The organism is Gordonia polyisoprenivorans (assembly GCF_017654315.1).
In the GTDB taxonomy this organism is placed as follows: Bacteria; Actinomycetota; Actinomycetes; order Mycobacteriales; family Mycobacteriaceae; genus Gordonia; species Gordonia polyisoprenivorans_A.
This window is the reverse complement of record NZ_CP072203.1, coordinates 249,429-274,561: the sequence shown is the minus strand read 5'-3', so window position 1 is coordinate 274,561 and position 25,133 is coordinate 249,429. Positions and strand designations below refer to the sequence as shown.

The 25,133-nt window shown below is 65.3% G+C and carries 21 protein-coding genes, 2 tRNA genes and 1 pseudogene; 17 read left to right on the top strand and 7 right to left on the bottom strand.

What is annotated here, in order from left to right; genetic code table 11:
- The 5 genes from J6U32_RS01325 (at position 1) to J6U32_RS01305 (ending at position 4,968) form a co-directional block, all read left to right on the top strand.
- Positions 1 to 1,251 (top strand): MlaD family protein, encoded by a 1,251-nt coding sequence (locus tag J6U32_RS01325; RefSeq protein ID WP_208793210.1) that lies wholly within the window; start codon positions 1 to 3, stop codon positions 1,249 to 1,251.
- Positions 1,241 to 2,011 carry a hypothetical protein gene (locus J6U32_RS01320; protein ID WP_208793209.1) on the top strand — a complete coding sequence of 257 codons (771 nt, stop codon included), beginning with the start codon at positions 1,241 to 1,243 and terminating at the stop codon, positions 2,009 to 2,011. Before J6U32_RS01325 ends, J6U32_RS01320 begins: the two co-directional genes overlap by 11 nt.
- Positions 2,012 to 2,058: 47 nt before the next feature.
- Complete coding sequence (locus J6U32_RS01315) at positions 2,059 to 2,973, top strand: oxygenase MpaB family protein (RefSeq protein WP_208793208.1); 915 nt, start codon at positions 2,059 to 2,061, stop codon at positions 2,971 to 2,973.
- Positions 2,974 to 3,163: 190 nt separating this feature from the next.
- Entirely contained in the window at positions 3,164 to 3,874 is a 711-nt protein-coding gene (locus tag J6U32_RS01310; protein WP_208793207.1) for a GntR family transcriptional regulator, read from the top strand.
- 35 nt (positions 3,875 to 3,909) lie between these two features.
- Positions 3,910 to 4,968, top strand: a complete 1,059-nt coding sequence (locus J6U32_RS01305) for an alpha/beta hydrolase (RefSeq protein ID WP_208793206.1) — start codon at positions 3,910 to 3,912, stop codon at positions 4,966 to 4,968.
- A 7-nt stretch (positions 4,969 to 4,975) separates the two neighbouring features.
- On the opposite strand, the gene J6U32_RS01300 is transcribed toward J6U32_RS01305, so the two are convergent.
- The gene (locus J6U32_RS01300) at positions 4,976 to 6,700 is read right to left on the bottom strand and encodes an FAD-dependent oxidoreductase (protein ID WP_208795906.1); all 1,725 of its coding nucleotides are present in this window, start codon (positions 6,698 to 6,700) and stop codon (positions 4,976 to 4,978) included.
- A gap of 497 nt (positions 6,701 to 7,197) precedes the next feature.
- Here J6U32_RS01300 and J6U32_RS01295 point away from each other — a divergent pair, with 497 nt between their 5' ends.
- The gene (locus J6U32_RS01295; RefSeq protein WP_208793205.1) at positions 7,198 to 7,608 is read left to right on the top strand and encodes an ester cyclase; all 411 of its coding nucleotides are present in this window, start codon (positions 7,198 to 7,200) and stop codon (positions 7,606 to 7,608) included.
- Between the two features lie 107 nt (positions 7,609 to 7,715).
- Complete coding sequence (locus J6U32_RS01290) at positions 7,716 to 8,600, top strand: alpha/beta hydrolase (protein WP_244332469.1); 885 nt, start codon at positions 7,716 to 7,718, stop codon at positions 8,598 to 8,600.
- A gap of 577 nt (positions 8,601 to 9,177) precedes the next feature.
- On the opposite strand, the gene J6U32_RS01285 is transcribed toward J6U32_RS01290, so the two are convergent.
- A complete protein-coding gene (locus J6U32_RS01285; RefSeq protein ID WP_208793203.1) occupies positions 9,178 to 10,461 on the bottom strand; it encodes a glycosyltransferase in 1,284 nt (427 codons plus the stop codon).
- Between the two features lie 182 nt (positions 10,462 to 10,643).
- On the opposite strand from J6U32_RS01285, the gene J6U32_RS01280 reads away from it, so the two are divergent.
- From J6U32_RS01280 to J6U32_RS01260, 5 genes are all read left to right on the top strand, one after another.
- Positions 10,644 to 11,270 (top strand): TetR/AcrR family transcriptional regulator, encoded by a 627-nt coding sequence (locus J6U32_RS01280; protein WP_208793202.1) that lies wholly within the window; start codon positions 10,644 to 10,646, stop codon positions 11,268 to 11,270.
- A 468-nt stretch (positions 11,271 to 11,738) separates the two neighbouring features.
- On the top strand, positions 11,739 to 12,047 hold the full coding sequence (locus J6U32_RS01275) for a hypothetical protein (RefSeq protein WP_208793201.1): 309 nt from the start codon (positions 11,739 to 11,741) through the stop codon (positions 12,045 to 12,047).
- A gap of 41 nt (positions 12,048 to 12,088) precedes the next feature.
- Positions 12,089 to 13,411, top strand: a complete 1,323-nt coding sequence (locus tag J6U32_RS01270; protein WP_208793200.1) for an NAD(P)/FAD-dependent oxidoreductase — start codon at positions 12,089 to 12,091, stop codon at positions 13,409 to 13,411.
- A 63-nt stretch (positions 13,412 to 13,474) separates the two neighbouring features.
- Positions 13,475 to 14,701 carry a DUF1214 domain-containing protein gene (locus tag J6U32_RS01265; RefSeq protein ID WP_208793199.1) on the top strand — a complete coding sequence of 409 codons (1,227 nt, stop codon included), beginning with the start codon at positions 13,475 to 13,477 and terminating at the stop codon, positions 14,699 to 14,701.
- Positions 14,702 to 14,716: 15 nt separating this feature from the next.
- The gene (locus J6U32_RS01260; RefSeq protein WP_208793198.1) at positions 14,717 to 15,943 is read left to right on the top strand and encodes a sulfotransferase family protein; all 1,227 of its coding nucleotides are present in this window, start codon (positions 14,717 to 14,719) and stop codon (positions 15,941 to 15,943) included.
- A gap of 203 nt (positions 15,944 to 16,146) precedes the next feature.
- On the opposite strand, the pseudogene J6U32_RS27155 reads toward J6U32_RS01260, so the two are convergent.
- From J6U32_RS27155 to J6U32_RS01250, 3 genes and pseudogenes are all read right to left on the bottom strand, one after another.
- Positions 16,147 to 16,344, bottom strand: a pseudogene (locus tag J6U32_RS27155) (HNH endonuclease); the annotation flags it as partial.
- A gap of 500 nt (positions 16,345 to 16,844) precedes the next feature.
- Positions 16,845 to 18,116, bottom strand: a complete 1,272-nt coding sequence (locus J6U32_RS01255; RefSeq protein WP_208793197.1) for a reverse transcriptase family protein — start codon at positions 18,114 to 18,116, stop codon at positions 16,845 to 16,847.
- A gap of 246 nt (positions 18,117 to 18,362) precedes the next feature.
- On the bottom strand, positions 18,363 to 19,454 hold the full coding sequence (locus J6U32_RS01250; RefSeq protein WP_208793196.1) for a magnesium transporter CorA family protein: 1,092 nt from the start codon (positions 19,452 to 19,454) through the stop codon (positions 18,363 to 18,365).
- 58 nt (positions 19,455 to 19,512) lie between these two features.
- Here J6U32_RS01250 and J6U32_RS01245 point away from each other — a divergent pair, with 58 nt between their 5' ends.
- Both J6U32_RS01245 and J6U32_RS01240 read left to right on the top strand, forming a co-directional pair.
- Positions 19,513 to 20,658, top strand: coding sequence for an acyltransferase family protein (locus J6U32_RS01245; protein WP_208793195.1), 1,146 nt, complete (start codon positions 19,513 to 19,515; stop codon positions 20,656 to 20,658).
- A 62-nt stretch (positions 20,659 to 20,720) separates the two neighbouring features.
- The gene (locus J6U32_RS01240; protein ID WP_208793194.1) at positions 20,721 to 21,962 is read left to right on the top strand and encodes a hypothetical protein; all 1,242 of its coding nucleotides are present in this window, start codon (positions 20,721 to 20,723) and stop codon (positions 21,960 to 21,962) included.
- A 23-nt stretch (positions 21,963 to 21,985) separates the two neighbouring features.
- Here J6U32_RS01240 and J6U32_RS01235 read toward each other — a convergent pair whose 3' ends face one another.
- Positions 21,986 to 22,465, bottom strand: a complete 480-nt coding sequence (locus tag J6U32_RS01235; protein WP_244332467.1) for an acyl-CoA thioesterase — start codon at positions 22,463 to 22,465, stop codon at positions 21,986 to 21,988.
- Positions 22,466 to 22,670: 205 nt separating this feature from the next.
- Here J6U32_RS01235 and J6U32_RS01230 point away from each other — a divergent pair, with 205 nt between their 5' ends.
- Positions 22,671 to 23,645 (top strand): alpha/beta hydrolase, encoded by a 975-nt coding sequence (locus J6U32_RS01230; protein WP_244332465.1) that lies wholly within the window; start codon positions 22,671 to 22,673, stop codon positions 23,643 to 23,645.
- Between the two features lie 20 nt (positions 23,646 to 23,665).
- Here J6U32_RS01230 and hisC read toward each other — a convergent pair whose 3' ends face one another.
- Positions 23,666 to 24,730 (bottom strand): histidinol-phosphate transaminase, encoded by a 1,065-nt coding sequence (hisC, locus tag J6U32_RS01225; protein ID WP_208793193.1) that lies wholly within the window; start codon positions 24,728 to 24,730, stop codon positions 23,666 to 23,668.
- 131 nt (positions 24,731 to 24,861) lie between these two features.
- Between hisC and J6U32_RS01220 the strand changes: the two genes are divergently transcribed.
- Both J6U32_RS01220 and J6U32_RS01215 read left to right on the top strand, forming a co-directional pair.
- Positions 24,862 to 24,950: transfer RNA gene (locus tag J6U32_RS01220), tRNA-Ser, on the top strand.
- A gap of 75 nt (positions 24,951 to 25,025) precedes the next feature.
- Positions 25,026 to 25,098, top strand: a tRNA-Arg gene (locus tag J6U32_RS01215).
- Positions 25,099 to 25,133 lie beyond the last annotated feature (35 nt).

Below are 25,133 nucleotides of genomic sequence, written 5' to 3'. Positions count from 1 at the left end.
ATGGCACTCACCCTGCGCGGCAAGCGATATGAGCTGCCGACCGGATCGATCCAGTTCGCGATCTTCCTGATCATCGCGGCGATCGTCATCCCCTACGGCATCAACTTCGTCGCCGGCCCGGAAGGCTTCGGCGACAAGCTCACCCTGCACGCCCGGATGGACAATGCCTTCGGCCTCACCGCGGGGACCGGTGTCACCCTGCGCGGGGTCGACATCGGCACCGTGCACGCGGTCACGCTCGACGGCTCCGGAGACGCCGCGAATGTCGAACTCGTCGTCCGCGGCAACACCCGCATCCCGAAGAACGCGTACATGCAGGTGACCATGGCGACGATGGCCGGCATCCAGAGCGTCGACATCATCCCGAGCTCCGACGACGGTCCCTATCTGCACAGCGGTGACACCATCGCCGCGCCCGCCGACAAGCAGCCGATGCAGATGGATGCCATCATCGCGCAGGCCGCCAAGGTGCTCGAGAGCATCGGCCCGGGCAACCTCGCGACCGTCGGCAACGAGATGTACCAGGCCTTCGGCGAGAACCCCGACTCGTTGAACACCCTGGTGTCCAACGGACTCCAACTGTCGGATCTCGTCAGCCGCAACGCACCGATCCTGCAGGGGCTCTTCGGTGACTGGCTCAACGTCCTGCACGCGATGAGTGACAACACCGCATCGTTCGAGACCGGGATGCGCTCGGTGGCCTCCTTCACCGACCAACTCGACTCCGAACAACCGGTGTTCGTCTACCTGCTCGATCACTCCCCGGCAGCGCTGAACCACGCACAACAACTGTTCGACAAGTACCGCGGGACCTTCGGTGGGGTACTGGCCAACCTGGCAACCGTGGAGCCGGTCATCAGCAACCGTTCGGCGGCCCTGCAGACCGGCCTGCAAACGATCCCGCAGGGTCTGATCGACCTGCGATCCATCGTCAAGAACGGCCGCGGCGACTTCGCGCTCATCGGGACCCAGGGGCCGGTGTGCATGTTCTACGACGAACCGCGGCGCACCGTCGGCGATCTCACGCCCTCGGACCCGAACCTCACCCGGTACTGCCCGCCCGGCAACGGACTCGAACAGCGGGGCGCGGTGAATGCGCCGCGTCCCGACGATCTCGGAACGTCCTCGTGGACGAGTCCCGGTGGGGTGTCGGGTCCACCGGCGGTCACCGACCCCCTCCTGATCCCCAACGGCGCCGAACTCCTGCAATGGTGGCGCGAACTCCTCGAAAGGGCACAACATGGCAACTGACATCACCGCGAGTGAGAAGACGGCACAACAGGATTCGTCACAACCGGATTCGGTCACCGAGACCGAGCCGACAGCGAAGGCGGCGGTGTCGGTGCCCAAGAACAGTCCGCTCGGCAAGAAGCGCACCAAGGCAGCGGCGGTCACGACGGTGGCCCAGTCGGCCGCCCAACCCGCGGACACAGAAACCAAGGACACCGAACCCGATGATCCACAACAGGACTCGGCGAGCGCACCTGCGGCGGGGCGCACACCGGCCTCGGAGCGGCGTCGGGTGCTGCCGTGGATCACCGGCGTGCTTGCGGTACTACTCGTCGCGGCGATCGCCCTCGCCGGATACTTCGGGTACGAGGCGTTCTCGGGCAACGACTCCGACGGTGCGGTGACCGCGCAGATGCGCACACAGGCCACCGACACCGCACGTGATTACGCGATCAAACTCTCCAGCTTCGACTATCGGGACCTCAACAAGAACCGTGATGCGATCGCGTCGATGTCGACGGAGAACTTCGCGGCCAAGTACAGCGAGATGGTGTCGGCATTGACCCAGATCGTCACCGACGGCAAGGGGGAGGCGACCGCCGAGGTCCCCCACGCCGCGGTGGAGAACATCGATGCCGGCACGGCGACGGTCCTGCTCTTCGTGAACCAGAAGGCCACCAACGTCGTCGCCCCCGACGGAAAGAACCAGCCGTACCGAATGCTGGTCACCCTCAAACGATCCGGCGACCACTGGCTCGTCGACAACGTCGAGACCATCTGAGGTCACGCCACCCACCCGAGTACCTCCCACCGACGAAAGGGGCCGTCATGGCGGCCAGCTATCTCCCTGATCTCGACCACACGGCGCCTGAACTCACCACCGCCAGAACACGTATCAAGATCACCACCCGCAAACGTCGCGCCACGAGCCTGCGTAAACCCGCCCGCATCCAGGAGGCCATCGACTTCTGGTCCTTCGCCGGCGGCGCGGCCAACGTCGTCATGCAGCTCGGCTGGCCCGAGGTCGCCTACGGCGTCATGGAGAGCAAGGTCGAATCGGGCTCACTGATGCACCACCCGTGGAAACGGGCCCGCACCACCGGCCAGTATCTCGCCGTCGCGATCCTCGGCACCGAGGAGGAGAAGGCGGCTTTCCGGGAGGCCGTCAACTCCGCGCATCGTCACGTCCGCTCCGACGACCAGAGCCCGGTGAAATACAACGCCTTCAACCGGGAACTGCAGATGTGGGTGGCGGCCTGTCTGTTCGTCGGCATCGAGGACATGCACATCCTGCTGCACGGGGTGATGAGCGAGGACGAAGCCGACGAGTTCTACCAATCGGGCAAGACACTCGGCACCACCCTGCAGGTGCCGGAGGACATGTGGCCGGCCACCCGCACAGAGTTCGACCACTACTGGAACGTGGCGTGCCAACGCATCGTGATCGACGACACGACATGCGAGTTCCTCAACGACCTCGTCGATCTGCGGATGATCAACCCGCTGATCCGGCTGCCGTTCGTGAATCTGCTGCGCTTTCTGACGATCGGCTCGCTGCCGCCGATCTACCGCGATCAGCTCGGCCTGGAATGGACCGACGACGACCGCAGACGCTTCGAGCACCTGTTCACGTTCGTCTCCGTGGTCAACAAGTTCCTGCCGAAGTCGATCAGATTCGGTGGCAGCCGCATGCTGATGCGGGATCTGCGCAGCCGGATGAAGCACGACAGGCCGATGGTGTGAGTGTGTCCGGTCACCGTCCACGTCTACGTGACAATCGCCCGATCCATCCGCTGGCGGGCGTGCGCGCCGTACGGTTGACTGATCGAATACCCCCCGCGGCCCTGCGACGGCCGAACGAGCGCCGCCACCGCGCCCGTCCGGCCTCGGTCATCGAGTCGTCGGGACGGGGATGAGGACAGGAGGACAGGCGATGGCTGCTGTGCGGCTGGGTCGTCGACAGCTCACCGACGAGGTGGCCGACCATCTGCGGACCCGGATCATGACCGGGGAGATCCGGCCGGGGGAGTTCATCCGGCTCGATGAGACCGCATCCGCGCTCGGTTGCAGCGTCACGCCGGTACGTGAGGCGCTGGTGACGCTGCGCGGGGAGGGACTGGTCCGCTCGTCACCGCATCGCGGCTTCATCGTGGAGAGTCTGGGACGCGGCGACATCGTCGACATCTTCTGGATGCAGGCCGAGTTGTCGGCGCGGCTGGCGACCCACGCCATCGCCGACCCGGACCTCACGAGAAGTCTCACCGAACTCGCCGAGGTCGTCGATGAGCTGGAGAGGGCGGTCAACGCGGGCAACGCCGACCGGGTCCTGGATCGCGAGTTCGCCTTTCACCGTCGGGTGAACCTGATGGCGCACAGCAAGAAGTTGGCGTGGTTCCTGTTCTCCGCCAACAAGTATTCGCCCGATGAGCTGTACGCCCAGGACTCCGAGTGGGGCAAGCAGGCGGTGGCCAGTCATCGTCGTCTCATCGGGTATCTGCGCGACGGTGACGAGCAGGCGATCCGCGAGGAGATCCATGCGCGATTCGCCGATGCCCGCGACCGACTGATCCGCAGCCTCGAGGCCGTCGGCTTCTGGGACGAGGACGCCGATTCCGCGGCCGACTCCCGCGAGCATGCCTCGTAGAGATCGCCGGCCGCCGGTCGCGTAGATTGCGGCGCATGTCGACACTCGATGGCGCTTTGCTGGTGCTGCGTCTGGCCGGTGGACATCAGATGGCCCCGGACATCGAAACCCCGCACACCGTCCTGTCTCCGGACACACACCGTGAGCTGCGACGATACGGTACCGACGAGCAGGTCGCCGCGGCCCGCGCCACCGGGCGCCCGCCGGTGTTGCTCGTACCGCCGCTCGCGGTGTCGGCGCGATGCTACGACCTCGGGCCCGGGCAGTCGGTGGTCGAACAGTTCCTCGAGATCGGTCGGGTGCCGTATGTGGTGGACTTCGGTGAGGTCGGTCGCGCCGAGCGGGACATGGGGTTCGAGGACTACTTCGACGACATCGTGCCGCAGGCCATCGGCCGGGTGCTCGACGACCACCCGGGCGCCGAGCAGGTGGATCTGGTGGCGTGGAGTATCGGCGGCACGATCAGCTTGTTGATGGCCGCCGCGCATCCGGACCTGCCGATCCGCTCGATCGCCGCCATCGGCACACCCCTGGATTACGACGCGGTGCCTCCGTATCCGCTGGTCAAGAAGGTGATGAAGCCGACCGGCGGCAAGGCCGTCACCGCGGCACTGCGGGCATTCGGTGGTATCCCCGCCCCGCTGGTGCGCATCGCCTACCGCGGGACCGCGTGGCAGCGGGAACTGAAGAAACCCGGCTACATCATGCGCAACGCCCACGACACCGAGGCGCTGGCACGCATGCAGGTCATTGATCGCTTCCAGAATTCGATGCCCGGATATGCGGGCAAGGTGTCGGAACAGATGTGGGAGAACTTCGTCTACCGCGGCGAACTCGCGTCGGGTGTGGTCGATTTCGGCGGCCGCCGCGTGGATCTCACCTCGATCGGATTGCCGATCGCGCTGTTCGGCAGTCACCGCGACGCCATCGCCAGCTGGCAGGCCGCACATCACGGGGTGGAGTTGTTCACCGACTCCCCGCAGGTGCAGTTCACGACCGTCGAGACCAGCCATCTCGGCCTGATCGCCGGTGAGGCGGCCACGAGCCAGACGTGGCCGCGGGTCGCGGAGTTCCATGCCGCGCTCGATGACTGAGCCGCTGTCAGCCGAGCGCTCTGGCCTCCACCCACTGGTGCACCAGCGGGACCACACCGGCACCCTCCCCGGACGCCGATGCGACCCGCTTCATCGACCCCGAACGGATGTCGCCGGCCGCGAACACGCCCGGTGCGCTGGTCGCCAGGTTCGCCGGCGGTAGCCCGTCACCCCAGCGATCCTTGGGAACATCACGCCCGGTGAGAACGAAACCGCGTGCGTCACGGGCGATGTCGTCGGGGATCCATTCGCAGTGCGGCTCCGCGCCGATGAGCAGGAACAGACCGCCGACGGCCCGCTCCTCGAGCGTGCCGGTGCTGCGGTGGCGCAGCGTGATCCGATCCAGCGTCGGCGATCCACCGCCGTCGACGACCTCGCACCCGCCGCAGACGCTGATCCGCGGGTGATAGGCGATCTCGCCGATCAGGTACTGCGACATCGTCGAGGTGAGGTCGGCGCGCCGGACGACAATCGTCACCGATCGCGCAAATCGGGCGAGGTGGATCGCGGCCTGCCCGGCGGAGTTGCCGCCGCCGACGACGATGACGTCGCGGCCCTCCATCTCGCGTGCCGCTGACATCGCCGCCCCGTAGAACACCCCGAGCCCGACGAGTGCCTCGAGGGAGTCGACGCCGAGCCGGCGGTAGGCGACCCCGCTGGCGATGAGTACCGCGTGTGCGCGCACGTCGCCACCGTCGGTGATCAGGCAATGCGGCCGGTTCTCGACGCCGACTTCGAGTCGTTCGACGGCCCAACCCGAATAGAACCGCGCGCCGAAGCGCACCGCCTGGGTGCGGGCGCGCTGGGCCAGCCGCATGCCGGAGATGCCGCGCGGGAAGCCGAGGTAGTTGCGGATCATCGAACTCGTGCCGGCCTGGCCGCCGATCGCCGAGGACTCGATGACCACCGTCGACAACCCCTCGCTGGCGGCGTAGACCGCGGCGGCCAGGCCGGCCGGGCCGGCTCCGGCGATCGCGAGATCCACCACGGAGTCCTCGGCCACATCCGACGGGCGCCCGTACATCATCACCGACACGTCGCGCGCCGAGCGCGGCGCGATCACCGTGCGGTGGGACTTGCTGACCATCGACTGGACCAGGGGGAACCTCGGGCCGTCGGTGCCGTCGATTGCGCTGTGGTCGAAGGCCGCCTGCGCCTCGCGTCCGGCGGGGCTGTCGGGCGTGTGGGTGCGGTGCGGCATGCCCATGCGGTCGAGGAGGTCGCGGATCTCCAGTGTCAGTGGGCTTTCCGTGTCGGCGATGATGCGAATCGATTCGACGACGGGCGCGGCGATCGTGGCGCCCCAATCCGAGAGCATCTCGGTGATCGCGTAGTGGAACTCCTCGTCCCGGGCTCCGCGCGGCATGAGTAGGAATGTGTCGAACTTGCCCTTGCGCAGCGGAATCCGCAGTGTCTCCGACGTCGCGGCGAAGCGGTCCCAGTGGATGACGACGACCCGTCGGGCGGTGGGGACGATGCTGCGGAAGGTGCCGAGTGCCTCGAGGATTGGCATGTCCGGTAGTTCGGATTCGGCGACGATGAGCGCGATGGGCTCACCCTGCGAGGACAGTTGCCCGAGGGTGGTGATGGCCTCGATCGACGAGGACACGCAGCGTACGTGGTAATCGCGTCGGTACCGGCCGAACTCGTCGGACAGGGCATCGGCGTGGTTGCCGGACACCAGAAGGATGGTCGGCGTGGGTGTTTCGGGGCCGGCAGCCGTGCCGGGCATCGGTTCGGTCACGGGGTGGGGTTCGCAGACAGGGGGGCCATGCAGTCCAGTGTGACAGCAGGCCTCGACGAGGGGCGTCGATACGTTTTCGCCGAAACGTCCCACCGGGGATCCTGATGGGGGTCCACATCGCTTGCCGAAAGAGTCAAGCCGGTACTCGCCGGAACCTCGATCGCGAACCTGTTCATCGGCGATGACCACGTCAGCACCGACATCGATCTGGCAACCATGTGGAGGTGCCAACGAGTTCAGGCGTCGGTGACCAGTGCGCTCCTCGACGCCGCAGACAGGTCGGCGGTGTAGTGCGGCCCGATAAGCACTACCTCCACCACTGGCCGATGCTTGCCGCATGGACGAGCGTATTTTCGCGCCATTCGACGGCAGCAACGGTTCGATCCCGACTCACTGCTCGTCGGTGAATACCTGATACCTCGGGGGTGTCCCGCCTATTCCATTTCGGTGTAGTCTGACCGTATTCAAAGTAGAGGAGGACGGCGATGACCGAGACCCGAGCAGTGATCGACCGGCACATTGAGTCGTTCAACGCCCGCACTCCGGACGATGAGCCGTGGTCTGAAAATGCCGAGTTGATCGGTCCGGGAGGAACATTCAACGGGCGCGATGGCGTGCTGGAGTTCCTGTCCGTATTTCAAGCGGCCTTCTCCGACGGTCGGCTGACCGTCCACTCGGCGATCGTCGATGGCGCTGATGCCTCTGTCGAGGGCGTGTTCGACGGTGTGCACGACGGGATTCTGAACAGTCCATCGGGTCCGGTACCGGCGACCGGGAAGTCCGTGTCGTTTCGCTGGAGTGCCACGTACCGCGTCCACGATGCCGAGCTGATCTCGGAACACCTCTACTTCGACCAGCTCGATCTTCTCGACCAACTCGGTCTTCTCGCCGGATGAACTGTCGTGTCAGTGCGTCGGCTTCGGGCCTGTGCCTATGGGTGTGCGTATTCGTGGCCGTGGGCATCGGTGTGGCCTCGACACCGGGTGCGGTTTCGGCTGCACCGATGGTCGCTACGGTGGTGGAACACCGCGCGATCGGGCTGCAGCGTGATGACTTGCTGATCTCCTCGCCGGCGATGGGTCGTACGGTGCCGATCAGCGTCTTGCACCCGCAGGGCAGTCGGTCGCGTGGCACCGTGTACCTCCTCGACGGGGGAGGCCGTAAGGGTGAGGTCAGCGACTGGATCAACGAGGCCGGCGCCGACCGATTCTTCGCCGACAAGTTTGTCAATGTGGTGCTGCCCGCCGGGCAGGGTGCGTTCTACACCGATTGGCAGCGATCGGATCCGGTGTTCGGCCGTCCGCGGTGGGAGAGGTTTCTGGCTGTCGAGTTGCCTCCACTCATCGACCGCCTCTATCGAGGCAACGGCCGTAACGCGATTGCCGGCGTGTCCATGGGTGGTCAGGCCGCGTTCACACTGGCGACTCGACGCCCGAGGACGTACACGGGTGTGGGGTCGATCAGCGGTTGTCCGCCTACCACAGGTATCGACAACGAGAGCCAGATTCGCGCTGTCCTCGCCCGCGACGGTGGCAACGCCACGAATATGTGGGGTGACTGGGGCGCACCGGGGTGGTCTGATCATGATCCCGGCCGACGCCTTGACTCGCTGCGCGGCAAGCAGGTCGTCATCACTGCGGGATCCGGTGTCCCGAGTCCCCTGGACAGGAAGACGCGACTCGACCCGGGCCGCAATCGACTCGAGAAGGTCGCGACCGGAGCCGTGCTCGAAGCAGGCGTGAACGCGTGCAGCCGAGACTTTGCGGCGCGAATGCGGGCTGTGGGACTCACCCCCACCGAGCACTTCCGGGACGTCGGAACCCATGCCTGGCCCTACTGGTCCGCTGATCTGGCACTCGTGTACCGAGAGCTTGCGCGTGGACTCTGACGACGATCGAGCAGAAGTGTTTGTCGAATCCTGGCCGGATTCACTGATCCAACGAATCTCGATGGAACGGGTGTTGACGCCGCACCACGACCAGAACGCGTCTGCGCAGGGATCGGTGCGGCGATGGCGACCGACTCGCCGCCGAGTCGTTGGCTCAGTACCGAGAACAGAAACCAGGGTGCCAGACCGAGGACAAAACCCAGGGGCATGTGATCTCCGATTGTACTGTGGTGCAGTGACAGTCGTGGTTGCGAATCATCGCAGAACGTGGGATGCCTTGGAGTTCGGCCCGTAACGGTCGATGCGAGCAGTGTTGATCTGCCGGTTGGATGCTCCCGTGTTGTTGATCTGCCGGTTGGATGCTCCCGTGTTGCCGAGTGTGGTGAAACCCAGGGCTCACGGAGTCAACCAGTCGATGCCGTCGCTACTGATGGTAACCGGCATACGCCATCAGTGCGATCAGGGTCAAGAGTTCAGGAACGGTTATTGGGCAACATCTTTCAAGTCAGGGCGAGGGCCACACTGTGAGTGGTCTGTTGTTCGCGGTTCCCGCTGGATGTGCTCGTCGGGCTGCGCGTCATCTGGCCAGGTCGAGTTCATCGTGCAGAGCGTTCGCAATCGTGCTGAGGGGGGCATACGTGGCGATTGCCTCTGCCATGGCAAGACACGACCGTTTGACGCTGTCATTGGCCAGGACCCGGATCGTCGCGTCGGCAATCGACGACGCCTGCGGTCGGCGCGTCCTGAGATCGATTCCGACGCCGAAGTGCTGTACCCGGACGGCCACCTCGGGTTTGTCCTCTGCACCGGGTGCCACGATCACCGGTACCGCATGGCGCAACGCGAGCAGCACTCCGCCGTAGCCGCCGTTCGTGACCATCACCGCGGTGCGGGGGAGCAGTGCGTCGTAGTCGAGGAATCGCGCGATCCGAGTGTTGGATGCCAGGCGGATGCCGTCGGGATCGGCGCCGCCGGTGGTGACGACCACCTGAACATCGGCGTCTCCGAGTCCCTCGATGGCGGGTTCGATCAGCTGGGAGAAATCATGGTTGTCCAGAGTGCCCTGGGTGACGTGGACGATCGGGCGTTGGTCGGCGAGAAGCTCCGGCCACCATTGAGGTTGTGTCACTTGTCGGTCCGCGCCTCCGACTGGTCCGACAAACACCGTGTTCTCTGCGAGATCAGAACGTGTGTACTCGAATTCGGCCGGTCCGAGTTGGAAGAACCGATCGAATGCACTCGACAGATCCAGGATGAAGTGATCGAGCCGGCCGCCGGCAGCGCCGACGAGGCCGGCCGCGTAGCGTTGGGTCGAGGCGAACATTCCACGACGTACGACCTGATGGGCGATCCGGTTGCGAGTGGTGCCCACCAGGCCCGGCATCGGCCGAAGTCCGCTGTTGAACGGGGCAACGTCACGGCTGGTCTGTGCCAACGGCATTGTGCCGAGACCCATCACGGGCGGCCGTTGATCGCGGGACCGAGATAATAGCGGGACGATTCCGGCGAAGGTTCCGTCGCACAACACCGCGCCGATGTCGCCGGTGTCGATGACTTCGTTGACGGCGGCTGCTTGATCGAGCAGCGGACGGACAAAGGTGTTCTCGACCTGATAACGCGACAACGCGAGCCCTCGGTGATGGTCCCGGTCCGGGAGGAAGCTGTCCGGATCGCGTTCGTCGAAGTCGGCGATTCCGGCCAGCGGGTGCATCGTGAGGCCGGCGTCGGTGACGTGATTTGCGAATCGCGAGCCGGTCACCATGATCACCTCGTGGCCGCGTTCGACCATGCCGTGCCCGACGGCGGTCATCGGGCCGACATGGCCGGCCAATGGGGTGCTGCACAGCAGTATGCGCGCCACCGCGCTACCTCCTCACTTTTCAATAAGTTCAGACTCTACCGAAAATAGAACGCGTATGCGGCCGAATGATCAACTTCGTTGTCGTGCTTGTTCGACGGAGTGGTCCCCGTTCGTGAATCGTGGCGATGTCAGGTCCGGTCGGTATGATTGGTGTGGTTCCAACCTCAATGAAGGGATCGACGATGACAAAGCGGCAGTACACCGCGCGTAAGCGGGCGGTCACTGCTGCACAGACACGTGCACGCATTCTCGATGCCGCTCAGGTGTTGTTCGTGACGCACGGGTATTCGCGCACCACGCTGCAGCAGATCTCTGAGCACGCCGGGGTGTCGGTGGGCTCGGTGTATCAGGCGGGCTCCAAGGCTGAGCTGATGATGGCGGTACTCGAGCGCAGCTTCACTGGCGATGAGAAGTTCGTGTCACTGCTCGAGCGGCCAGAGTTCGTGGCGATCATGTCCGACGACGACGCCGATCGCGCTATTCGCCGCTACGTCGATTACGTGACCGAGGCCAACAGTCGGATCGCCGATCTGTGGCATGCCGCCACACTTGCGGCCGACACCGATCCCGCCATCGGCGAGCAACTCGAACGGTCTGAACTGCGCCGACTTGACGACATCCACACCGGCTGTCACTGGTTTGTTCATCGAGAGCTGATCTCCGACAATCAGGTCGACGAGTTCGCTGACATCCTCAGCTACGTCACCAGCCCGACGACCTATCGGTACTTCACTGTCGAACGTAACTGGACCGCGACACGTTTGAAGGGGTGGATTCGTGCAAGTATCTCTGTGGCACTGACGAATTGACCGTCATCGACGGAGCCGAACCGGTAACGAGAGGAACTTGAGGTCGGACGAACAGCTGTGGATTTGTCGGAGGTTCTTGTTCTCTAACGGTGTTGCGAGCCTCAATACCAGAATCGGTTATCGGAGGGAAGCTCCAGTGAGAGGTGGCAGGTAGTTCCGACCAGTGGTTCGTTTCTGAAACTGGTTGACTATTGGTCCCTTTGAGGTCGGTGACGCCGGTGAAGATTTCTCGGCGTATTGCTTGTCGGTCGATGATTGCACACCACACCCCGACGAGGTTGAGTCGGGAGCCTGAGGTTGGCGTGAAGTGGTGATGAGTCTCTGGCCAGCCCCTCGATATCGACTGGCCCGACCATCCGGTGGAGTGGGTATCGCAGGCGACCGAGGTGGGGGCGACGTCTCACAGCTCTTCGTCGCGGATGCAGCGCAAGTACCTGCTGGGTGAGTGACGTGCGTAGGCTGACGCGCATGGCATTCGATCCCACTGTTGCTGGTGTCGCCGTCGGCCTGGTCGGCGGCTTCGGCGCTTTTCGTGCGACGGGCCGTCGCGAACTCGGCGGTGTCGTCGTCACCTCGGCCGGCGCCTACTGCACTCGCGAATGGCTGCGGCGCGGACCCGCGGTCGCGGGCGGGCTGCTCGGCAGCTACGTTGCCGCCTTCGCCATCTCGCATCCACTGGCGAAGAAGGTCGGTGCCTGGCCGTCGGTCTTCGCGGCGACCGCTGCAGCGGCGGCGGTGACCGTCGCGGTGACCTCGGCGGTACCGGCGAAGAGCTGAGGGGCGCTCGCGGCGCCGAACTTTCTGCCACAATCGGCGAGGTGAATGCGTCCCAACCCCGCCGGGACACCCGGCCGCACGTGGTCATCATCGGTGCCGGTTTCGCCGGTATGCACGCGGCGCGCAGCCTCCGGCGCGCGAACGCGAAGGTGACCGTCATCGATCGCGGTACGAGTCACCTGTTCCAGCCGTTGCTCTATCAGTGCGCGACGGGCCTGCTGTCGGAGGGCTCGATCAGCAGCCCCATCCGGCACCTGCTGCGCAGACAACGCAACGCCGACGTCTACTGCGCCGAGGCAACCGACATCGATCCCGCGGCACGCACGGTCACCGTCACCCGGCTCGACTCGTCGGTCGAGCAAGTCGGGTACGACTACCTCGTCGTCGCGGTCGGCATGCGCACCGCCTACCACGGCAACGATCACCTGATGGAGCACACCATCGGGATGAAGACCCTCGACGACGCACTTGCCATCCGCCGCAAGGTGATGGGCGCATTCGAGGTCGCCGAGACCCTGCCCGATCCCGAACAGCGCAAGCCGTGGCTGACCTTCGCGATCGCCGGCGGCGGGCCCACGGGTGTCGAACTGGCAGGCCAGATCCGGGAATTGGCGCACAACGCGTTGGAGCGGGAGTTCCGCAGCATCGACCCGGACGAGGCGCGGGTGATCCTGTTCCAGGGGGCCGACCGACTGTTGCCGTCGTTCAGTCCGTCGCTGTCGACGAGTGCGTTGCGCACCCTCGAACGCCTGGGCGTGGAAACACATTTCGGGGTGCACGTCACCGACGTTGGTGCCGATACCGTCGAGATCACCGAGAAGAAGTCCGGGGAGGTGCACACCTTTGGTGCTCGTACCACGCTGTGGACGACCGGCGTCGAGGCGGTGCCGTTCGTGAAGGCGCTCGCCAACGCAGTCGGGGTGAAACAGGATCACAGCGGCACCATTCCGGTCGGGGACGACCTGTCGGTTCCGGGCCATCCGGACATCTTCGTCGTCGGCGACATCAGCTCGTACAAAGAGTTGCCCGGAGTCGCGGAGGTGGCGATGCAGGGCGGCAGGCACGCCGGAGAGGTGATCGCCGGGCTCCTCGCCGGAGGCTCCGAGCGACCCGCTTTTCGGTACCGGGACTTCGGTAGCGCCGCCTATATCTCCCGGAAGAACGCGATCCTGGAGACCGGTCCGCTGCGCCTGTCGGGTCGGGTGGGCTGGCTGGCCTGGGGTGCGATCCACATCGCCTTCCTCGCCGGCGTCCGCAATCGTACCGGGACCCTGGTGACCTGGGCGGCGACACTGCTCACCGACACCCGGCGCGAACGTGCCATCACCTACGGCGATCCGAAGACTGCGCGCAAGTCGTTTTGAGCGGGCCCGTCGAATCGTAATGTGAACACCGAATGATTCACGCGGCATGAACGGAGATCGGGCATGAACGGCCGAACGCTGGCGACCTCGGCACTCGACGGATTCCGGCGGGCCCGCGTGGCCTGGCTGAAGGTTCGCGGCAAGACCCCCGACGACGTCGCCGAGGCCCGGGTGGCCACCGGCAAGGCGTGGGAAGAGTTCTGCGACACTCTGAAATCGGCAGGCGCATCGATCATGTACCCGGGGACGCCGACCGATCCGCTGACCCAGGCCGAGGGTTACCGATATCTGTCGCGGCTCACCCGCGCCGGACTCGAAGCGTTCGTCGAATACGCAGACCCGCGAGCTCCCGTGCTGCGCAGGATGATTCATGAGACCGCCAAGATGGGCTCGGACAATCCCGACAATTACTACCAAAACGCGACGATAGACGGGACGCTCACCTACCGCATCAGCGGAACGCGCGGCACCGTCGACTATCTCGGTTTCGGGACGCAGGAGGGCAATTACGGTCAGGGCGGTCAGATGCCGACGACCGGATACGTCGAGGCCTCAGACCTGCAGATCGCCGACGATGGCACCTTCGAGTTGATCGTCAGTGCGAGCCGCCCCTGGCCTGAGGGGCAGGACGGCAACTGGTTGCCGATGACCGCTGATACCGGGCTGCTGATCGTGCGCCAGACCTTCGCCGACCGCAGCACCGAGGTGCCCGCCGATCTGCACATCGCGCTCTACGATCCGGCTGTCGTAGCCGGCAACGATCAGGCGCCACCGCCACCCGAGCCGCTCACCGCCGCACAGCTCGATGCCGGGCTCCGAAAGGCGAGTCTGCTTGTGGCCGGGGCGTCGATGCTGTTCGCCAAGTGGGCGCACGACTTCGCCGAGCACACCAACGAACTCCCCATGTTCGATCCGGAGAAGTCGACGAAGGCCGGTGGAGACCCGAATATCATCTACTACCACAGCTATTGGCGTCTGCGTTCCGACGAGGCGATGGTGATCGACGCGGAGATCCCCGAGTGTGAGGCCTGGAACTTCCAACTCGACAACCACTGGCTCGAGTCGCTGGATTACCGGTATTCGACGATCCACGTCAACAAGCACACCGCCAAGTATCGGCCCGACGGGAGCGTGCGAATCGTCGTCGCGCACACCGATCCCGGCGTGCCGAATTGGCTACACACCACCGGACATGACTGTGGCGGAATGACTTTCCGTTGGATTCGGGCACAAGACCATCCGCAACCACGGACTCGGGTGGTGCCGGTCGCTCGGGTTCGCGAACTCTGACGCCCGGGTCTCCCGATGTCTGACGGATTCGAGCCGTTTCGGCGACGCGGTATCCGAGTGCTCAATCATGTTGGTGCCGAGCTGGTTCGACGCGGTCTCGGGCCGGATCTGTCCGCCGACGCGTTGCGGCGGCGTGCTGAGAAGTCGGCGAGGCGGGCATGGGAAGCCGACGCGCTGACCGACGAAGCTCTCGATGTGTTGACCCGTTCGATTGTCGACGAGGCGAACCTCAACTATTTCGGGGCGCTGGTGATTCGCGCACGCCTGCACGGTCTGCTCACGACGCGTCTGCGGGTGGCCGCACTGCTGGAGGCCGAGCCCGAAATACTCGACGAGCCGATCACCCCACCGATCGTGATCGCCGGCCTTCAGCGCAGTGGAACCACCATGTTGCACAGGCTGATCGGCGCCGATCCGAGGATGCGCGCGGTGCAATCGTGGGAAGTGGTACACCTGCTGCCAAGCCGATGGGAGCGGGCAGATGCACGGCCACGGGTGCGGATCGCACAAACCAAGCTCGCCGAACTCGCCCTGCGATACCTGAACCCGCAGTTCTTCGCTATCCACGCCGTCGAGGCCGACGGTCCGGAGGAAGATGTTCTGCTGCAGGAGTATTCACTGTTATCCCAGGTGCCGGAGGCGATGCTGAACGTACCTGCGTATGCCGAGTGGTTGGCGCGCCAGGACGCCCGACCGTCGTACGAGTATCTGAAGGTGCTGTTGCAGGTACTCGCGCAGCAGGACCGACGACTGCACTGGGTGCTCAAGACGCCCGCACATCTGGAGCATCTCGACACGCTGCTCGACGTGTTTCCCGACGCGGTCATCGTCAACACTCACCGCGACCCGGTGCGCACCACAGCCTCGTTCTCGAGCATGCTCGCTCACGGCCATTCGATGTTCTCCGACTCCGTCGATGCCGCTGCCGTCGCGCGACATTGGTTGCGCCGCAACGTCGACATGACCGAACGGGCGCTCGTTGTACGCCAACACCATCCGGATCGATTCGTCGACGTGCGGTACGACGACCTCATTGCCGACCCGATGGCGCAGATCGACCGGATCTACTGCGCCGCCGGCCTGGAACTCGACGGCCCGACCCGTGCCGCCATGCATCGGCACCGACAATCCCATCAACAGAATGCCCATGGCGTGCACCGCTATTCCCTCGAAGAGTTCGGTCTCACCGAAGACGAGGTGGCCGGTGCATACGCCCACTATCGCGAAGTGATGGGGATCTGACGCCTCGGTGGTCGAGGACCCTCCCCCTCCAGATGGTCGAGAACCCTTCCCCCATGGTCAAGGACTTTCCCCCCGATGGTCGAGGTGCCGTTTCCTGGTGGTCGAGGTGCATTTTCATGGTGGTCGAGGTGCGACGAGCGCTAGCGAGGAGCCTCGAGACCTGGTGAGCCACATCTGGTTCCACCCCACGAACATAGAGACCGTCACCGCGGATACGTAACAATCACCTGCCCCGTCCGCCGGCTCCGCCACTGCACCCGCCGATCCAGAAGGAGCGTCGGCACCCATTCGGCAAGATGCTTGCGTTGGTGATCAGCCCGACACAGCGGGATCAGATCACCGAGCACCGTCCACCCACCGGCCTCGGGGTCGGCGTGGTTGAACGGTCGCCAATGGTCACGGCTCGAGAAATCTGTGGACAACTCGTCGAGTGGGTAGTGGATGTGGTTGCGATGCTTGTCATCTCACCAGGGTCTCGAGGCTCGCCGCACGCGGCTCGCACCTCGACCATCGGGGGAAATGTTCGAATGATGCTCCGGGCCTTCCCATCCGATGGTCGAGGTGCACGGCGCCCCAGGCGCCGGGCCTCGAGACCCCGCTCGCCGACAGGCATCCGCTCCACCCGTCGATCTGGAACCAGCGTCGCTGCAGGCGGTCTCGAGGCTCGCCGCACGCGGCTCGCACCTCGACCATCGGGGGAAGGAGCCGTTCTACTCCGATGGTCGAGGTGCCGAGGAGCGCCAGCGACGAAGCCTCGAGACCCCTCTCGCCGAGAGGCATCCGCACCACCCGGTGATCCCGAACCAGCGTCACTGCAAGCGGTCTCGAGGCTCGCCGCACGCGACTCGCACCTCGACCATCGGGGGGAAGGGGCAAGCATCGGGGGAGGTGGCGAGCGGCGTCAGGAGTCCCAGTCGACGGCGTCGGCCATCTGTAGGAGACGTTGGCGGCGCGTGGGATTGGTGGCACCGATCCAAGAGATCAGTCCGAGCACGTGTGCGCGGAAGTCGGGATGGTTGGTGTGATTCTGCGACTGCGCGCCGTGCACCGCGGCGTTGTGCAGCAGTGCGCGCAGGTTGTCGTAGGAGGCGCGTGAGACCTGGGGTCGGTCGTTGACCACCAACCCCGCAAGGCGTTGCTGTTGGTGCTGGTACATGACGCGGACCTTGTCGGGGTGTGCTGTGAAACCCTCGGCCTCAATGATCTTCAGGACCACCCACAACGTGCGATCGGCGTCCATGGAGTCTCCCGAGAGGGCGAGATCGTCGCCGTATCGGGTATAGCGCAGCCCATTGGCACGGGCGTACCCGTCCAGCCGGCGATCGAGCCCGCGCATCACGAGGTTCGCCAGATGCGGTGACGTCGGAGCGCCCTGCGGGAGGTGGCGATCGCGCAGCAGCGCACGATGAGCCAGATCGATGCCACCGAGTTCATCGATGGGTGTTGCAGTGGTACAGAGTTCGGCAAGGATTCGGGCGATGTGTGCCGGGTAGCCGACATCATGGAACACCCTGCACACCCGGGCAGTGGTGATGGTTTCGAAGCAATGTCGGAGGTCGGCGCGCAGTACGACGGGTCGATCGGAGTGGGGCCACGCGAAAGCGGTGGTCGACGATCCGGCCACGAAACCGCGCGCGCAGGGATGCGCCGGGATGTGTTCCACGAGGCGCCGCAGCAGGCGGCGCTGGGTTTCGCGCATCCGCGGCTTTGGCGCTTCGATCACCCGAAAGCCGTCCCGCTTGCTCCGACGCCAGATTCGATAGTGGCGTAAAGGCGGTCGCGAAGTCCGTAGCCAACCGCCGCGATCGGCAAACCACTCGAGTTCTGGCACGGTGAAATCCAGCCAGTGCGCCAACTGTGTCACGTCGTAGAGATCGGGAAGTCCTTCCCGCACAGTCCCACTCGATCGGGGCTCCTGTGGCCGGAGGATGAGGGGCGGCTCCGGCGGCGGCAACGTCCACGGTGCGAGGGCCTCGACGAGCACAGCTTCGGGATGGCGAGGTTCGGTCGGGGAGAGCTCGAACAGGCGGGGTGCCACCGCATCCGCCAGATCCCGGGCGAGTACTGCTCGCAAGGCGCGGAGCACCTCCGGCCAGGTCCATCCGGTGTAGATCCGCGAGAACTCGGCGGCGAGCTCGCGGACTTGATCGAAAGCCAGAGTGGCGTCGGTCATCGAGTGATCCGGCAGCATCGAACACAGCGAGCACGGGCGTCCAGAAGATGCACGACGGGCGTGGTGACCATAACCATGGTGCGGCGCCGTGGTGCACGCGCAGCGTGCCGGCCGGCGTCGGACGCAGGGCCCAACTGTGAACTGCACCCAGGGGTTACCCCTGAGACGGATCGAACCGATCCTCTCTCACCACACCCGTCGCCCATCACAAGCCATCGTGCCACGGGCGGCGTGCATAGTGGCGGACTACAACCAGTCTCGCCGCTTGAACGTGGTGTACAGGGCGATCACGGTGACCACGATCAACACCGAGCTGACCACGAAACCGGTGGTGGTCTGGAAGAACGGGAACGAGACGTTCTGGCCGTAGAAACCGGTGATGGCGGTGGGTACGGCGATGATCGCGGCCCACCCCGTCAGCTTCTTCATCACGGTGTTCAGGCGCGCGTCGGCCAACGACAGGTTGGTCTCGAACACCGTGGTGACCATGTCGCGCAACGATTCTGTCCACTCCGCCGCCCGCAGCGCGTGATCGTAGAGGTCGGAGAAGTGGGGGTCGAGTTCCGGTGGCGCCTCGTTCTCGTAGCGGTGACGCTGGATCGCCGCGATGACCTCGCGCATGGGCACCACGACTCGACGCAGAAGCACGAGATCCTTACGGAGATCGTAGGTTCGGCGCTGCAATGTTCGGGCGGCGACGGACTCGTCGAAGAGCAGGGCCTCGAGATCCTCGATGTCGTTGTCGAGGCGTTGGACCGCGTCGAAATGTCCGTCGACGACCACGTCGAGCAGACCGTGAAGCAACGCGCCGATGCCGTACTGTTCGCCGCCGATCTCCTCCCACCGCTGGGTCACGACGGAGATGTCGAATCCCGGTGTCATCCGCACCGTGATTAACGCGTTCTGCTTGACGAAGATCGAAACACGATGCAGAACAAACGACTTGGCGCGTTGCGCATACGGGGAGTGCTGATCCGGACGCGCTGCGTAGCCGGTCGTCGGGTTCTCGTCGCCCGCAGACGGGTTCGCGTCGTCACCGGTCGGGGCGGCGGTGATCGCATAGACGGTCATGAATGTGTAGTCGCGGTAGTTCACGGTCTTGACGCGTTCGGCGGCGGCGATCGTGTCCTCGATCGCGAAGCTGTTGAGGTCGAGTTCTTGTGCCAGCGCTGTCAGATCGTCGTGAGATGGGCAGTCGAGATCGGCCCAGATGAGCGTGTCGGCGCAGTCGAGATGATCGGAGATGCCGTCGATCGAGAAGCCGTCGACCTTCTGGCCCTTCTTCCAGATCTGGCCGCGAATGCGTGTTCCGCGATCCGGATCCGATGTGCCCACCATGGCATCATCGTGCCACCACCTGCGCGGTGGGCGGCGGTGCGGCTGGCAGGATCGGCGCATGGCCTCGCGCGTTCCCTCACTCACCGGCGTGCGCACGATCGCCGCGCTGTCGGTGTGCCTGACCCACGCCGCGTTCTGGACCGGGCACTACACAGACGACTACGTCGGCCGACTGTTCGCGCGCTTCGAGATCGGGGTCGCGATCTTCTTCGTGCTCTCGGGGTACCTGTTGTTCACGCCATGGGTGCGGGCGGCGCGCGAGACCACCCGCGACACGCAACTGCCAGGCGTCGGACGCTACTTCTGGCACCGGGCACGACGCATCCTGCCCGCGTACTGGATCACCGTGGTCGGCGTCTATCTGCTGTACGCGATCGCCCCGCCCGGCGGCGAGGCGTCACCGACCGGCACCGGCTGGTCGGGCTTCCTGCGCAACATGACGCTGACGCAGGTGTACGGGTTCGGGCACCTGCACTCCGGGCTGACACAGATGTGGAGCCTAGCCGCCGAAGTCGTGTTCTACCTCGTCCTGCCGCTGATCGGCTGGGTCGTCGTGGTCGGTGTGATGCGTGTGTCGGGCAGGCGCGGCGGGTGGCGACCGGATCTTCTCATCGCGGCGCTGGTGCCGTTGTTGCTGGTCAGCCCGGTGTGGTCGGTCATCGTCGCAGGCAGTGCGGGGGTGAATCCGACAGCACGACTGTGGGCGCCGGCATTCTTCGGCTGGTTCGTCGGCGGCATGTTGCTCGCGGCCTGCGCACCGCTGATCCGCCGGTGGAACACCACCGCGTGGGTGGGCATCGCGATCGCCGCGTTTCTGGTGTCCGGGGGCTCGATCGCGGGCGAACCGACGATCACCCCGACGACGGGGTCGGCGACGATCGTCAAGCACGTGCTGTATCTGGTGATCGCCGTCGGTCTCGTCGGCCCGCTCACCGGCGCCGATCAGCGGTCCTGGTGGGCGCGGGTGTGTGCCAGCCGACCGATGGTGTTCCTCGGTGAGATCTCCTACGAGCTGTTCTGTGTGCACGTCATCGTCCTCGAGGTGGTCATGGCCGCGCTCGGCTACCACGTGTTCAGCGGAAACGTGCTGATCGCGTTCGGTCTCACCGCGGTCATCAGCGTCGTGCTTGCGTGGGCGCTGCACCGTGTGACGTCGCCGCTGTGGCGTGCGCGGACACCCGGGACCGTCGGTTCCCGCAGGTAGCATGGGTGAGCAAGACGGCGCAGAGGCAGCATGGCCGACAAGCAGGGTCACGAGGCGGGAACATGATCGACGACGGCGGAATGCGGGGAGCGGCACGGATCAGCGGTCCGAGCAGCGGCGAGATCCGGCAGTGGTGTGACCGGTCGGCGATGCCCGGTGAACGGCCGGAACTGTCCGATGTGGCCGCGATCCTGGTCGCCTCGGGTTATCTCACGCCGACGGGCCGGGCGATCGTGATCCGCCGCGTGTCCACAGGTCTGCCGTTGCCAATCGTGCCGGGTGGCTTCGGCGAGATGCGACGTCTGCAGCGAGCGATCATCCAGCTCGAGGCGCAGCAGTCGGGGCCGATGGTGCCCGGTGTGATCGCCGCGGTGATGCGTAACCGGCTCAACGGTCTGGTCCGACGACGCGAGGACGCACACAAGGCGTTCGTCACCGGCAAGGGCGTCTTCGCCGGCAGCACGCGCGCCGTCCGCCGCGAACGCCGCGAGAACGTGTATCTCGAACTCGACGAGCGCGAACGGCTCTTCGCCGGCCTGCTGTGCACGCCGACCCCCAACGTGGGCACGATGCGCGCCGTGCGCCGAGCCGGCACTGTTGCGGTTGAGCGCATCGCCGGTGTCGTCGGGCAGGTTGCGGCGCGGTCCGGGAATCGTCAGGTCGAGCAGTGGGCCGAACAGGTCACCGCGGCCACCGACCGCGACACCCAGGCGCCCGCGGTGCCCGGGTCGGCGAACTTCGTCGACGGATACGAGACGTTGCTGTTCATCGCCGGCCACTACTACGACCGGATCATGACCAATCCCGCTTGGCGCTCAGACCATTTCGCGGTGCAGCGCACGCAGGTGAACCTGCACTCCGAACTCGCCGAGATCGCCGCCGACGTCATCGCCTTGCGTGCGGTGCGCGTCGACCTGGACCGGGCCAAACGCAATGGTGGCTTCGACCGGGCCTTCGCCGAACAGATCGACCGCCGCGAAACCACGCTAAGGCCGGTGTGGTCCGAGCTGATCGATCGGGTGCAGGCGTTGTCCGACGTGGCCCACGTCGTCGAGTCCGCGGCAACGGAATTGCGGATTCTGGCCGAATACAACAAAGCCGCGACCATCGACGATCGGATCGACGCTCTGGTCGCCCGGTCCGGTGATCGCGAGATCTCCATGGACAACGCCAAACGACTGTCCGAACAGGTCCGCAGTGGTGAGGAGCAGCTACGGATCTATCGGGATGTCTTGCAGGGAAACATCTCTCGTCTCTCACCAGCGGTTCCCAGGGAACTCCCCGCACGGTACGAACCGTCCTGACCCCCGCGGTCGCTCAACCGCGGTCACCGTGACCAGGTGCGTAAGTAACCCTTCTCGGTATCGGTGAGTCGACGCAAACTGTGCGCCTCGACGTCGACGACGGCCATCTGAGTGCTCGCAACACACGCCGGTTTGCTCATCGGATCGGCATGCGCACCCCGGATCTCATAGCCGATGGTGAAGTCGACGGACCGAAAACCCTTGATCCACATGCCGATGCGCAACGGCGAGTCGTCGTGGCGGAGCTGGCTCTGATATCGGATCTCGACGTGCACGATCATCGCGCTCTTGATCAGCGGGGTGTACTCCTCGCCCGCGGAGAGCAGCCACGCGATCCGGGCTTCCTCCATGAGCGTGACCATCCGGGCGTGGTTGATGTGACCAAAAGCATCCATGTCCGACCAGCGCACGCCGACCTCCGCGGTGAACGCGAATTCGTGTGCGCCCAAACCGCTCTCACCTGCGGTGTTTACTGAGTTGCGGCCGGTGTTTGCGGTACTCACTGACCCACGCTCCTGAATGCCGGCTGTGAAAACACGTTCGGGTCTTCACGCTTTTGTTACCCGCTAGTAGTCTTCCATCCGCGCGGCGTCCCCGATAATGGGGGCGGTGTACCTGCGAAGTGCGGTACCGCAATGCGTTCGTGGGCTACCGCCGTCGGCGGGTGGGATGAGGTTATTGATGATGGGCACAAGGCGAGTGGCCGCAATGGTGGCGACCATACTCGGCGTCGGCGTCCTGGGTGCGGGTTTGTTCGGTCCAGCAGTGGCGGAAGCGGCGCCACGCGTCGAGGCACGCATCGTCACCACCAAGCCGATGAGCGATTTGCGCACCGACGTCTGGGTGGATTCCCCGTCGATGAAACAGCGCATCAAGGTCAGCGTGCTGACCCCGGCGTACTCCAGTGGCCCGCGCCCGACGGTCTACATGCTCGATGGCGCCGGTGCCGACGGCGACGTCAGCGACTGGATCACCAAGGGCCACGCCGGCGCGTTCTTCGCGAACAAGAATGTCAACGTCGTCCTACCGGTCGGTGGAGCGGGCACGTTCTACACCGACTGGCAGCATGCCGACCCCAAGCTGGGTAAGCCGATGTGGGAGACCTTCCTCACCAAAGAACTTCCCCCGCTGATCAATTCGCGGTTCAACGGCAACGGCCGCAATGCGGTGATCGGGTTGTCGATGGGCGGACAGGCGTCGTTCGCGCTGGCCATCCGTCATCCCGAGCTGTATTCGGGTCTCGCGTCGCTCAGTGGGTGCCCGCCGGTGTCCGGAGCGGCCAACGAGGCCTACGTGCGCACCACCGTCGGTCGCGACGGCGGCGACGCCACCAACATGTGGGGCCCGTTCGGGTCCGTCGGCTGGCAGGCGCATGACCCGAGCCTGCATCTGAACGCGTTGCGCGGTAAGGACATCTTCATCTCCGCCGGCTCCGGTGCCATCGGCCCACTGGACATCACGCGTCGCATCGAGCCCGACGAAGGTCCGCCAGTAGCGGTCACCGCGTCGTCCTCGGCGCTGGAGGCCGGTGCCTACCGATGCTCATTGGAGTTCGCGTGGGATCTGCGCACCCACAACGTGCCCTACACCGACGGCTTCCGCCTGATCGGGACGCACACCTGGGCCTACTGGGAGCAGGATCTGCCCGCCGCCTGGGGAACGGTCTCGCGGCACCTGTACTGAGCCGCCTGCCGCAACAGACCTCAGTCGGCGCGGATCCACCGCTCGGCGAAGGCCAGGAAGCTGTCGTTCTCGTCGAGATGGGTGACGGTGACCCGCACGCCGTCGTCGGCGAATGGCCGCACCACGACCCCGGCGTCGATCGCCGCGCGCGCGAACTCTGACGACCTCTCGGCCAGGTCGAGCCACACGAAATTCGCCTGCGAGTCGGGTACCCGGTAACCGGCGGCGCGGAGCCGCTCGGTGACCCGCCGACGTTCGGCGACCACCGCATCGGTGCGCTCGAGTAGTTCGTCGCCGGCCTCCAGGCAGGCCAGAGCTGCGGCCTGCGCGACGCTGTTGACCGAGAACGGCACATGCGCCTTACCCAGGCTGGTGATGATCTCCGGATCGCCGATCGCGTACCCGACGCGCAGGCCGGCGAGCCCGTACGCCTTGGAGAACGTGCGTAACGCGACCAGGTTCGGGAACTCGCGGCGCAACTCGAGGGCGTCGTAGGCGTGGTCGTCGTCGAGGCGGGTGTACTCGAGGTACGCCTCGTCGAGGGCGACGACGATGTCCGACGGCACCGACTGCAGGAAGGCGCGCAGATCGTCGGCGGTGACCACGGTCCCGGTCGGGTTGTTGGGGTTGCAGACGAAGATCAGGCGGGTGCGATCGGTGATCGCGTCGGCCATGGCCGCAAGATCATGCACGTCGTCGCCGGTGAGAGGCACCTGAACCGGCATCGCCCCGACGAGCCGCGTCGCGAGGGGATAGGTCTCGAAGGAGCGCCAGCCGAAGACGACCTCGTCGCCGGGGCGGCAGGTGATCAGGATCAGGTTCTGGCAGAGGATCACCGATCCGCACCCGACCTGGATTTCCTCAGGACTGACGCCGAGGTTCTTGGCCAACGCGTCGGTCAACTCGACCATCCCGTTGTCGGGGTATCGGTTCACGCCGGCCGCGGCATGTGAGATCGCTTGCAGAACCGAGGGGAGCGGACCGAAGGTGACCTCGTTGCTGGCAAGCTTCACCGCGTCCGGGAACGTCTTGCCGGGGACGTAGACGGGCAGGTCGGCGAGGTCGGGACGGATGCGAAAGGTCACCGTCCAACTGTAGGTCCACGGTCGTGGCGGACGGTGCCCGGACCCGGCGATCCGGCTCTGACCGCGCGGTTTGCTTCTGCCGCCGGGCGGTGTGTAATCTTTCGCTTCGGCAGTTCGAAAGGACTCCGCTAGGAGGCGTGCCAGAGCGGCCGAATGGGACTCACTGCTAATGAGTTGTCTCGCTAAAACGGGACCGGAGGTTCAAATCCTCTCGCCTCCGCCGACCGCAGTCGCGCCGACCGCGGTGACAACTGAACAGCACGACAGCTGAACAGCATGACAACTTAATATTCACGCGCCCGTAGCTCAACGGATAGAGCATCTGACTACGGATCAGAAGGTTTGGGGTTCGAATCCCTACGGGCGCACTCTCAAGACCCCGCCACCAGCGACAACGGTGGCG